This is a genomic window from Methanolacinia petrolearia DSM 11571, assembly GCF_000147875.1.
Lineage (GTDB): Archaea > Halobacteriota > Methanomicrobia > Methanomicrobiales > Methanomicrobiaceae > Methanolacinia > Methanolacinia petrolearia.
This window is the reverse complement of the sequence record NC_014507.1, coordinates 1,277,026-1,288,882: the sequence shown is the minus strand read 5'-3', so window position 1 is coordinate 1,288,882 and position 11,857 is coordinate 1,277,026. Positions and strand designations below refer to the sequence as shown.

General features: G+C 46.5%; 11 protein-coding genes. 5 read left to right on the top strand and 6 right to left on the bottom strand.

Going from position 1 to position 11,857, the window contains the following annotated elements:
* Positions 1-50 precede the first annotated feature (50 nt).
* From MPET_RS06365 to thpR, 4 genes are all read right to left on the bottom strand, one after another.
* The gene (locus tag MPET_RS06365; RefSeq protein WP_013329192.1) at positions 51-1,373 is read right to left on the bottom strand and encodes a glutamine synthetase family protein; all 1,323 of its coding nucleotides are present in this window, start codon (positions 1,371-1,373) and stop codon (positions 51-53) included.
* A gap of 112 nt (positions 1,374-1,485) precedes the next feature.
* The gene (locus MPET_RS06360) at positions 1,486-2,493 is read right to left on the bottom strand and encodes a phosphate uptake regulator PhoU (protein ID WP_048130713.1); all 1,008 of its coding nucleotides are present in this window, start codon (positions 2,491-2,493) and stop codon (positions 1,486-1,488) included.
* Positions 2,494-2,668: 175 nt separating this feature from the next.
* On the bottom strand, positions 2,669-4,036 hold the full coding sequence (cca, locus tag MPET_RS06355) for a CCA tRNA nucleotidyltransferase (RefSeq protein WP_013329190.1): 1,368 nt from the start codon (positions 4,034-4,036) through the stop codon (positions 2,669-2,671).
* A complete protein-coding gene (gene thpR, locus MPET_RS06350; RefSeq protein WP_013329189.1) occupies positions 4,033-4,572 on the bottom strand; it encodes an RNA 2',3'-cyclic phosphodiesterase in 540 nt (179 codons plus the stop codon). Before thpR ends, cca begins: the two co-directional genes overlap by 4 nt.
* Before the next feature lie 169 nt (positions 4,573-4,741).
* Between thpR and MPET_RS06345 the strand changes: the two genes are divergently transcribed.
* The 3 genes from MPET_RS06345 (at position 4,742) to MPET_RS06335 (ending at position 8,251) form a co-directional block, all read left to right on the top strand.
* On the top strand, positions 4,742-5,011 hold the full coding sequence (locus MPET_RS06345) for a glutaredoxin family protein (protein WP_013329188.1): 270 nt from the start codon (positions 4,742-4,744) through the stop codon (positions 5,009-5,011).
* A 3-nt stretch (positions 5,012-5,014) separates the two neighbouring features.
* Positions 5,015-7,216: an anaerobic ribonucleoside-triphosphate reductase gene (gene nrdD / locus MPET_RS06340; protein ID WP_013329187.1), complete on the top strand. Its 2,202-nt coding sequence runs from the start codon at positions 5,015-5,017 to the stop codon at positions 7,214-7,216.
* Positions 7,217-7,354: 138 nt separating this feature from the next.
* Entirely contained in the window at positions 7,355-8,251 is an 897-nt protein-coding gene (locus tag MPET_RS06335) for a hypothetical protein (protein ID WP_013329186.1), read from the top strand.
* Between the two features lie 58 nt (positions 8,252-8,309).
* Here the strand turns inward: MPET_RS06335 and speB are convergent, their stop codons facing one another.
* Together speB and MPET_RS06325 are read right to left on the bottom strand one after the other, a co-directional pair.
* Entirely contained in the window at positions 8,310-9,164 is an 855-nt protein-coding gene (speB, locus tag MPET_RS06330) for an agmatinase (protein ID WP_013329185.1), read from the bottom strand.
* Between the two features lie 11 nt (positions 9,165-9,175).
* Positions 9,176-9,556: a translation initiation factor IF-5A gene (locus tag MPET_RS06325; protein ID WP_013329184.1), complete on the bottom strand. Its 381-nt coding sequence runs from the start codon at positions 9,554-9,556 to the stop codon at positions 9,176-9,178.
* Positions 9,557-9,635: 79 nt separating this feature from the next.
* Between MPET_RS06325 and MPET_RS06320 the strand changes: the two genes are divergently transcribed.
* Complete coding sequence (locus MPET_RS06320) at positions 9,636-10,409, top strand: bifunctional fructose-bisphosphatase/inositol-phosphate phosphatase (protein WP_013329183.1); 774 nt, start codon at positions 9,636-9,638, stop codon at positions 10,407-10,409.
* A gap of 16 nt (positions 10,410-10,425) precedes the next feature.
* Positions 10,426-11,244 (top strand): NAD(+)/NADH kinase, encoded by an 819-nt coding sequence (locus MPET_RS06315; protein WP_013329182.1) that lies wholly within the window; start codon positions 10,426-10,428, stop codon positions 11,242-11,244.
* Positions 11,245-11,857: the final 613 nt, after the last annotated feature.

Below are 11,857 nucleotides of genomic sequence, written 5' to 3'. Positions count from 1 at the left end.
ATTGCACTTAACCGCTTTGATTGGCGGAAGTATTCACAAAGAAAATAGTTTTAGTATTTTGAAAGGTATCTCTCTGTTTCCCAGGGATGAACTGCCGTCCGGAAGGAGTCCCATTCCATCTTTGTTATGACGTTAAGACCATCAACCACATGGCTGCCAAGTGCCTTGCATATGACATCATCTTCTGTCATGTATTTATTTGCAGTGTATAAATCCCCGGGAAGCGTATCGATGTGCTCCTTTACACGCTGTTCTTCGGACATATCAAAGATGTTCCGGGTTGCATTTGCCGGGGGCTCCATATCCTTCTCTACACCCTCCAGTCCGGCTGCAAGAATTGCTGCAAATGTCAGGTAAGGGTTGCATGAGGGATCAGGGCTGCGAAGTTCGATACGTGTGGAATTTCCGCGGGGTGCGGGAACCCTGACAAGGGCTGTTCTGTTAGAGGCACTCCATGCTATGTAAACCGGAGCTTCATAACCGGGTACAAGTCTCTTGTAAGAGTTGATCGTCGGGTTTGCAACGCGTGTAATGCTTTTTGCGTGGCTGAGGACACCAGCGATGAACTGCATACAGGTTTTCGAAAGTTCAAGAGGAGCCTTAGGATCATAGAATGCATTCTTGCCATCCTTTGCGAGCGAACAGTTACAGTGCATACCGCTTCCATTTATTCCAAAGACAGGTTTTGCCATGAAGGTAGCATGAAGACCATTCTGGAGTGCAATTGTTTTTGTAACAAACCTGAATGTAACTACATTATCTGCCGTTTTCAGTGCGTCTGCGTACTTAAAGTCAATCTCGTGCTGGCTCTCTGCCACTTCATGATGGGATGCCTCTATATCGAATCCCATCTCCATAAGGTTGAAAATGATATCGCGGCGAACATCCTCCGCAAGATCGATAGGTGCCAAGTCAAAGTATCCTCCGAAATCCTGGAATTTAACAGAAGGCTCCCCGTCAACCATCTTGAAAAGGAAAAATTCCATTTCAGGACCGATATTGAATGTGTATCCCATCTCGGCCGCACGGGCAAGAGTCTTCTTGAGAATATACCTGGGATCTCCTTCGAAGGGAGTGTCGTCAGGTTTGTATACATCGCAGATGAATCTCGCGACTTTTGCATTCTCCGGTCTCCATGGAAGAAGAGAATATGTATCCATATCCGGCTTTAAAACCATGTCCGACTCTTCGATACGGGCAAAACCTTCGATCGAAGACCCGTCAAATCCAATACCTGCTGTCAGTGCTTTTTCAGCCTGACTTACGGGAATTGCCACATTTTTGATCTGCCCTTCAATGTCTGAAAACTGAAGACGGATAAATTTGACATTATCTGCCTCAATTCTTTCAAGCATCTTCGCAACATCTGTCATAGTCATAAATCTCATTGACATAGATTTATAGTTTACTCAAAGGTCAATTTAGACCACCTATAAACTATATAGCGCCCTATAGCAAAAAAGAATTTTAAATGAAAATTTCCGGTTATTCTCTCATCATCACGTAATAATTGATCGAAGTTTCGCATATTACTCCCGAATATTCTCCAACACGTTTAAGGTTCTCTACAATATAACCCACGTGAACAATACCGGGCCTCTCCACATCAAACAGCTCGTGGCTGGCCTGATTGCATCTTTCGCTGAACTTCTTCACCCTCTCAAGAGTATCGTTCGTCATCTTCGGATCCTTGTTGAAGAACGAGCGAACCGATGTCTCGAATATATCCATAGCTTCAACAGAAAGAGACTGGATAATGTCGAGCATCTTTCTCTCCATCGAGATGAACATCAGGGTAAGGACATTTTCTGCGATCTTTACCACCTGATCTCCGGCTCTTTCCATTACTCTCGCGATCTGCAGGTAATGAAGCGCCATCTCTACATTCGTTCCCATTTCGCGGGAAAGTGAAACATTTCGTAAAAGCAGATTATACTGGCGGGATATCAGCCAGTACAGCCTGTTGACGTCGCGGTCCCTTGAGATCACGTCTTCTGCAAGCTCCCTGTCACGGGACCTGAGGGCAAAGACCGAATCCCTGAGCATCTCCTGGATTATAACCTGCATCCTTGAGATTACATTGTCAAACGGCATCTCTCCCGGGTTTAGAAGGTCCTTAATTACTATCAGCCGATCAGTTTGTTCGGAGACTTCCTGCCCTATAGAAGCCTGGATAAACATCCTTACAGCCTTATGGGCAAATGCAGGGATCCTTGTCGGAGAAGTCATCCTGATGGTATTGAACCCTGTGACATAAGCACCGATAAGCAGGCGGTACAGGTGTTCGGGATCTTCTATATTCTTCAGGTCGATATTTTTCACTCTTTCAGCAGCCTGGCCGGTTATACGGGGAGTTATGGTCAGGGAGCCGTCAGGCTGGACGATAAGCCCAACAGCATCGTTCTTTTTTATATGTGAATCTCTCACCCAATCCTTCGGCAAAGAGACAATAAACGATGACCCGCCGGTAATCTGCACCTTTCTGATTTCCATATCATCATCACCAGGGCCTAAGACCCGCCGGGTCCGGCTCATTATGAGAATATATAGAATCTCCAAAAGTATATAGTTTCTCTGAACACTGGCCGATACGAATATAGGAGTGTTCCAGCAGTTTTTCAAAAGAAATATAAAATTAATCAGGACATTTATTTAGAGATCTTCAAAATCAAATTCTATTCTGGAGGATTCTGACATTGGCAGGCTCTTTGTGGATATAATCATATAGAAATCCGGAAATATCTCCATTCCAGACCTCTTCGTTCCTTAAAACAGAATATTCACTCTCTATTGACTCCTTAACATTCTTTCCGAAACCTGATTCGATAAATTCAGGAGATTTAAGGAGAGAGAGTACATTCAGGTGCCTCCGTTCCACCTCGACTATATATTTCCCACCTTCAATATATGGCCCGGAGAACGTATGACCCAGGTGTTTTCTCAGGAACTTCTCCGCATTAATTCTGTTCCACACAGGCGGCCCGGCCCTTTTCATAACAGGAGGGAGTTCTTCGTCAATGAGTTCGAAAAGGAGAACGGATCTTTCATCACCCATATGACAGTCGCTTCTCAGCACGCGAAAATCGTTTCTTCCAAAAAGACTTTCAAGACTTCTCAGGCTCTTCCTCAGCTGGGGAACAAGGATATCCGGGATCGAATCGGGATTTTCAAAGACAATAGCGAAAAAATATGTCCCGCGCCTGCGGATTTCATCATTGAACTCCTGCCTGGAGATTTTCTTCTGTTCCGGGATGATGAAAAATTCTTTTGCCGGATTTGAGATGTAATCCCTGCAAAATACCGAGAATTCGGACATCTTTCTCAATGACAGCGAAGAAGCCACGTTTCGTTCGGGATCAACGGGATCGATGACTACAAGCGGTTCGTCGAAATCCTTTGCGCGATGATTCTCTATATCGATAATCGTCCCCGGAGTCCAAAGCGCTGCATTCCGGATAACGTCATCAAAACTCCCGTAATGAAGGACAAGCAGTTCGCACAGGTAGCCTGCAAATCCTTCGGTCATATGATCCGACCCATATACACCACATGATTTGGCGAACTGTTTCAACAGAAGGATATCATCCGTAAGATCCCTGACACGGTCGCGGATATACCGGGTATGAAAAGGAGTCCTGTCCACGGCACTCTGGATATGTGAAGCGCTATCCACATTATAGCAGGGGACGAGATCAACATCGAATCCGTTGATCTGTGTATTCACATACGGGTGCTCGGCATATTTTTCCACGACCTCTCCGCCGAAGCGCGTTGCAATATCCCTACCGAGTGCAAGACCTTTTTTCTCGAGCTCCCCCCGTGCGACCGAAGGATCGAAGAGCATGAATACATCCAGATCGCGGTCGCCTGAGATCCATGTATTCCGCGCAACCGATCCTACGATCATCCCCTTTGCAAAACCGCTGTCATCCACTTCGCGCACAAGTGCCGATGCCATATCGCAGATAAGACCTCTCTCCTCCTCGCCGGGCCTGATGCGTTCCAGGCATCCCTCCTCCACAGGAGACCTGTTCAAAATTCAACCTCCATCAAATCATCATATACAGGTCCTTCGGGCTTTAAAATACTGCTTTTAAAGACGATCGATCCGACTTTGAACGATCCGAAATCAAAGTCGCCGAAAGATACAACGGACTCAGCAAGGGACGGGTGGAATCTTTTGATCCTTGCAAGGGTGACATGCGGCTGAAACTTCCTCTTCTCTCTCATGATTCCTTCCGGTTCAAGAAGATCCTCGATATGTACTTTGAGATCCGAAGACCTGCTCCCGTCGTATCCCGGCGTCCATATAACACGCGGTCTCGAAGAGTTATTGAAGAAAACCCCGCGGAATGCGACCTCATACGGGCTGAATTTCATAGCTTCAAGGGCTCTTTTTATCGAAGTTACTTTATCAGGCGCGACCTCGCCGATGAACTTGATCGTGATATGAGCGATCGCCGGATCTACAAAATTCAGATGCGCCTTTGAGAATTTCAGCTCGTTTTGCACCTCTCCGAGGCACAGCCTGAATTCTTCAGGAATTTCGACCGCAATAAAGACCCTTACCATTGACTATAATCTAATCCTGAACTTAATCAAATCATCCCAAAATCATGAAGTAAAAATTAAGATAAATGATTCATAAAGAGAGATCATCCTATGACCAAGACAAATAACGATAGGGTTTTTACTCATTTTAGACAACGTAGATCTAACCACCTGAAGGGGGAATTTTTTAGTGTCTGACAATCCGAAAATAAACGTATATTCACTTGAAGTATGTCCAAACTGTGAACTTTTAAAGAGATTTCTGAAATCAAACGGTTTTGAATACACAGAGCTCGACCTGTCGCTTCCGGAAAATATGACTGAACTCCGGCTGAATAACGTCTTTGTAAGGGAGGCTCCCGTACTTCAGGTTGATGAGACGTTTATGACTTCCGGGGATCTATTTAAAAGCGGAGCAGTCGACGAAGAGAAAATACTTCCTCTGTGCAAGGGAGAGTAAAGGATGAGCGGGGACCAGCAGAAAAAATCCCTTCAGCGCACACTTGACGGATTTACAGTACCGTCGCTTCCAAAAGTAAGAACTTCACGCGGGCTGATTCTTGACTGGGACCGGGAAAGGATCGTCCAGCAGCTTATCAAAGAATCCAAACTTGTCGAGGAGTTCTACGGCGGAAGTGCTGCAACAGAAGATCTCGCACGTGAGATTGCACAGAGTGTGGAGATAAAAATACAGAAGCTCGGACTGAAATTTTTAAGCGGACCGCTGATCAGGGAGATCATGAACACCACCCTCCTGGAAAGGGAGCTGTACCAGTACAGGAACGTCTGTACAAGGGTAGGAACTCCGGTCTTCGATGCACATCTTATTGACGTGGGCAGCGGATTCGAATCACATGACAACGCGAATCTCCAGGAAAACGCCGAAACCTCCCATAAAAAGAAGGCCGATAAGATCAGCAAGGAGCAGTACCTGCTCCAGCTCCCCCCGGATCTCGCGGATTTCCATCTTTCAGGCGACCTTCATATCCACGACCTTGAATATTTCGGGACAAGGCCATTCTGCCAGGACTGGGACCTTAGATACTTCTTCTATTACGGCCTGATGCCTGACGGAAACGGGACTAAAGCCTCGGTAGCCGGCCCGGCAAAGCGCCCGGAAGTTGCGATTCTACATGCGGTAAAAGCTCTTGGAAGCGCACAGACAAACTTCGCAGGCGGGCAGGGGTACTATAATTTCCTGACTTTCATCGCGCCGTACTTCGAGGGAATGGACTATGAAGGCATAAAACAGCACATGCAGATGTTCGTCTACGAGATGACGCAGATGATGGTTGCAAGAGGAGGACAGGTGGTCTTCTCGTCCGTTCAGCTCAGTCCCGGGGTCCCTACTCTCTGGAAAGACAAACCGTGCGTCTACAAGGGCAAGGTATGGGACGGTGTTCAGGCGCCCCACAGGACATATTCCGAGTTCGAAAGAGAAGTCAGGCTCCTTTTCAAGGCCCTTATGGACGTCATGTACGAAGGAGACTTCTGGGGGAAACCGTTCAACTTCCCGAAACCCGAGATCAGCATAGAACCGGATTTCATGGAAGAAGACGAGGAGTTCAACTCACAAAATCCCGATCTCCCGACCTACCACGACCTGTATCTCATGACATTCGAACTCGCCTCAAAATACGGAACACCATATTACGACAACCAGATCCCGGCTTACAGGGGAGCCGGGGAAGGAATCTCATGTTACCAGTGCTGTGCATATCAGTTCTCGTCGATCGCCGATCAGGACGATCTTTTTGAGGACAAGATGTATTTCAAAGACGGACTCCATTTTTCAATGGGCTCCCTTCAGGTAGTATCCATAAACTGTCCCAGGGCGGCTTACAAGGCGGAAGGAGATGACCAGAGACTCTTTGCCGAACTTAAAAAGCTGATGGATATAGCGACCGAGGTCTTCAAGATAAAAAGGAGATGGATCAACAGTATCAGGTCGAAAGGCAGAATGCCGTTTGCAATGCAGCGCCCGAAAGATCCGAATGATCCGGAAGGAGAAGAGAGAGGCCCGGTTGCAGTAGATCTCGACGGACTGGTCAATACCATCGGTGTCGTAGGCGTAAACGAGATGATCCAGCATCACATAGGATCACAGCTTCACGAGAGCAAGGAAGCGTTCAGGCTTGCAGTCAGAACGATGACGGAGCTTGAGATGTATGCAAAGGAGCTCTCGGGAAAGCATAATATGACGATCGCCCTTGCAAGGACCCCTGCGGAAACGACAGGACAGAGATTCAGCGTCGCCGATCTTCTCGACAGCCGTTTTCGTGAATACGCGGAGAAGGTCACGAAAGGAGATCTCGATACAGCCCTCGAACAACTGGGAACCACATTCGACCTGCCCATATACTATACGAACGGAACGCATGTAACTCCCGGAGCAGACGTTCCTCTTACAAAAAGGATAGAGATCGAGCATGTGTTCTTCCCGATCGTAGACGGGGGAAACATTTTCCACATCTGGCTCGGGGAAGCGAGGCCGGACCCGCGTGGGCTCATGGATATGGCGATGAACCTGTGCAGAAACACCCAGATCGGATATTTTGCATTTACAAGGGATCTTACGGTCGCTCTCAAACAGTTCAAAGAATATAAAGCCGAAAAAACACCAGAATCGGCTCTTTCTCCCTACGATACCGGAGCAAGAGTCTGATCAATACTCTTTTTCACAAATATTTCATAATACTCCTTTTTTTTGAAAAAATATTGAAGTGAGAACACTTTTTCCCTTTGAGATGATTCTATTAAAAACTTACATATAAATAGCATCATCTTTCAAAATTATATAAGCATGCAAAAGCAGGATCTGGTAGTATTTATCGCAGCCATTCTGATAGTATTAATTCTGGCTTTTGTCATCAAACCTATAATGAACGGGGAGCCTGTACTTCCCGAGCAGGGATCAGGCACAATATCGCTTCCTTCAAAGATCCCCGTTCCCGAAGGATCATCAGATAATCCGTACACTCCTTCTGTAATAATGGAGACAACCGCAACTCCTACACCATCATGGGACGGTACGGCTTATAATGTTCAGTTTGTAGATCCGTCCACATATAATATCGAATGGGAGGGTTCATTAAAAGATTTTGGCTACGCAATCCCGGCATATACGGAACCTGAATCGAATGAGATGGTTCTCTACGCGACAATAAACGGACAATGGGACGCCACCACACAGATTATCAGTATACCTTTCCCCCTCTGGGAGATCGATGCAAGGATAGAGGGAATAGGAGATGTCGGATTTAGCAACGAAGATGAAGATTCAGATGATGACGGTGACGGAGTGGAAGGGCTTGTAGCCAGCGAAGGTGAAAGCCTTGGTGCAGAAGTATCCCAGATGCACTTTATAATGCCATGGGTAAACATTCAGGTAATGAATGCCGATAATCCCGAAGGGCCGATATATATCCTTAATACTCTCACTGAAGGTCCGGTTCCGATTGAGATTGACAAAGCCGAGGGATCTGCAACCAAGGATTATTTCCCGGGACAGGACGACGAAGATAATACAGATGAAGACGATGACGAGATCGACACACTCACACGTGAGAATGTAAATGAATATAAATGGGTTCATAAATTCTATGAAGGTTCGGGTAATTACTACTTCATAATCAACCCGAATATGCTCAAATCCTATACAATAGATATCTACGTTCCGAAGAAATTCCTGGAATCCTGAAAAGATAACTGTCTAATATTTTTCTTACGGAAGATATTTCAAAATTGGAAATATAAAATTATTTTTTATTTTTAAGTCCAATAAGCTCGCGGATAATCTTGGCTGCAACTGCTGCAGTCTGGCCGTTGTCGATCGGGCAGACTTCCACATAATCAAATCCGCAGCATACGGTTCCGAAACGATCTACAACAGCCCTGATATCCTCAGGCCGAAGCCCGAACGGCTCGGGGGTTCCCAGGCCGGGGGTGAGACAGCAGTCGATCGCATCTGCATCTATCGAGAGATATGTTCTCTTTCCTGAAGTTTTCTCCTGTATCTCATCCAGAACAGCATCAAGGCCTCTGGCAGCAATATCCTCAGGAGAATAGGTACTGATTCGCGAATCGCTTCTCACAAGGCCGTATTCTTCAAAGGTCCCGCTTCTCGTACCTATGATGAATACCTCTCCTACGCCGAGATCAAGTACGCGCTTTGCAACACATGCATGGTTGTATATGCTGCCCCCGAACTCCTCCCTCAAATCCAAGTGGGCATCGCAGACAATGTAGCATTCAGGAGACAATGCACGCACTGCCCCTACAGTAACTGAATGTTCTCCGCCGATCATCAGCGGAAATTTACCGTCTCCGGCAATCTCGCGCACTGTTCTTTCGACCTGATCTATGACAAGGTCGGGAAGACAATCAATCTCAAGATTGCCGAGATCACATACAGGAAGACCTGACAGATCCAGATCAATCCGCGGGAGATATGTTTCAAAATTATATGATACGCTTCTTATTGCATCGGGAGAATCACGCGTCCCGGCCTTATACGAAGTGGTTCCGTCATACGGAACTCCGAAAATAATTATATCCGAATCCTCATAGGGATATGAAGCATCGGCAAAAATCGTATGAAAAAAATTTTCCATAAATATTTCAATTAATTGTCGAGCTTGCGCTTCCCCATTGATGAGATATACGGGACCTCGGATCCTGCCTCCAGAGCGGATGCCTTATCTGCCCCGATATTGAGCTCGAACATCTCAAAATCCTTCACGTCCATCAGCTGAACGGTATCCCCTGCAATGGAAATAACCTGTGCGGTTCTCCTTTCCACGACAGGGACGTATGTCTTTGCGGTTACGGGCTGGACAATCGAGCGCTTTACGCCGTCAAAAATTCCCGCTACATCGATCCTCGCCTTTGCCGCACCATGCTTTCCCGGTTTGGAGATTGCAATTCCCAGAATCTTGCAGGGCTCATCCTCTACAACGACATACCTGCCTTCTTTTAATTTTCCAATTTCAGTCTGTTCTTTCATAATAACCAAACTCTATTATTATATCTCAATCAACTTAAATAAATTCAACGACTAATTCACCGGAAAACAGGATGAAAATATGAATTTTCAGGATCATTGCAACCGGATTGCCGACGATGTATTTGAGGCAATCAGACCACTCAGGGATTCGGGAAAAGGTGCAGAGATAGTGAAACAAGGTGCCGACGGAACCCCCACAAAACTGATCGACGAAGCAGCGGAAGATATCGCAATAGAATATATCAGAGAGAACGGGCTCTGCAGCAAGATAATCAGCGAAGAGGCGGGCATTATAGAATTTGACGGAAAACCCGGAACGATATATCTCGACCCCGTCGACGGAACTCATAATGCAATTACAGGCAATCCGTTTTTTTCGATATCCATAGCTTATTCGGACGGCAGGAGAGTTACCGAAGGTTATGTCCAGGATCTGGTGAGCAGGGAAACATTTTATTCGTCATATGGCAAAGGAGCATATATCAACGGGAAAAAAGTATCCGTTTCAAAGACCGAATCTCTTGAAAAGAGTACTCTAAGCATCTACGGGAAAAAATTCCATCCTGAAACCATTGTTTCAATCGGACAGAAGATACGGAGGATGAGGCTTTTCGGCGCATCTTCTCTTGAGATCTGCTATGTCGGATGTGGCCGTCTCGACGGATTTATAGACATAAGGCAGACATTAAGAACAACGGATGCCGCTGCCGGAGTCCTTTTCTGTACCGAAGGAGGAGGGAAGGTAACGGACATATCAGGAAGAACTGTTGAATTCCCCGAAAATGTAACGGAGGGACGGACTCTTGTTGCGACCAACGGTTATATTCATGACAAGGTACTCGAATATCTTTGACGAAGGGATGATCTGAATGATAATAGGTATTGCTTCCAGGCCGGACGATAAGAGAACACTGGAATATGCAAAAGACCTTGCCGTATTCATAGAAGGCAGGGGACATGAGATTATCCTTGAAGAAAGCACGGCCGAGAAAACCGGACTGGGTGAAGGAAAACCTGTCGAGGATATCCATGCCGATATGATAATCGTTATCGGCGGGGACGGGACCGTACTCAGGACTGTCAGGCAGATGAAGACGCAGATCCCCATACTGGGGATAAATATGGGCCATGTCGGATTTTTATCTGAGATCGAACCGGAGGAAGCAAAAGAAGTCTTTGAAAAGATCGAGAAAGGCAAATATACGATAGAGAAAAGAATGCGCCTCGCCCTGAAGGTTGACGGAGAATATATAGGAGAGGCCCTGAACGAGGCGGTAATCGTTACATCCCGGCCGGCGAAAATTATCGAACTTACGATTAATATCGATTATATCCCTGCCGAGAGATTCAGGGCAGACGGAGTCCTCATAAGCACCCCCACAGGATCGACAGGATATGCAATGAGTGCGGGCGGCCCGATTGTAGATCCATGGATCGAAAGTTTCCTTATCGTCCCTATAGCAGCGTATTACCTTTCATCCCGGCCCCATGTCGTATCGAGCAGAAGACGTATCAGTGTCGAACTCGACAGCAGCAAACCGGCGGACCTCGTTATAGACGGAATATACGTTACCGAACTCTACAACGGGAATGTTCTTTCGGTAGAGATGTCGAAGGAGCCCGCCCTTTTCGTCAATGCAGGGAGAAACTTCTTCGCGAAGGTTGACAAGAAACTCAAGAGGCTTTGAGTTTTTTTCTTTTCATATTCTTTTTTTTGCTATTAATCAATTTAGGAATTTTTTTGGGCATAAGCCCCTTCGGGGCAGCCCTGGCGCCAAGTTTGCTGCGCAAACTTGCGCAATGAAGATAGTCCGGCCTGGACGCTACCCATTCGGGTAGCCTCGGCCGGAAAGGAACAATATTGATAAATTGAACCGGTGACCGAAGGTTGCCCTGGGTATCGAAAAGGCGACAGCCCTTCGATTACCTCAGTCGGAGGATAATCAAATTCAAACTCAAATACTATTTAACTGGAGCCGGAGGGATGCTCGCCCATCCCGAAGGCGACCTCTCGCCATAGGAGGGGAGGGTTTAAGGGAGGGGGAAACATCCCCCTCCCTAAAGATTTAACATAACTCTTTTCAACAGGCAACCCTTGCGCAAGTTCGCTTCGCGAACACGCCCTGACCTCAGGGCTTTGCGCCAGCGATAATGCTGCCCTTTCGGGTAGCCTTCAAATGAATGTTCTATCTTCTGAGAATAATCCGGGGAAAAAAGAAGCCGTAAGGATGCTTGTAAAGGATAAAGACATCCTTTAATCTCCTCCCCAGTAATACATAGTTCCACATTGTTTATCACAAA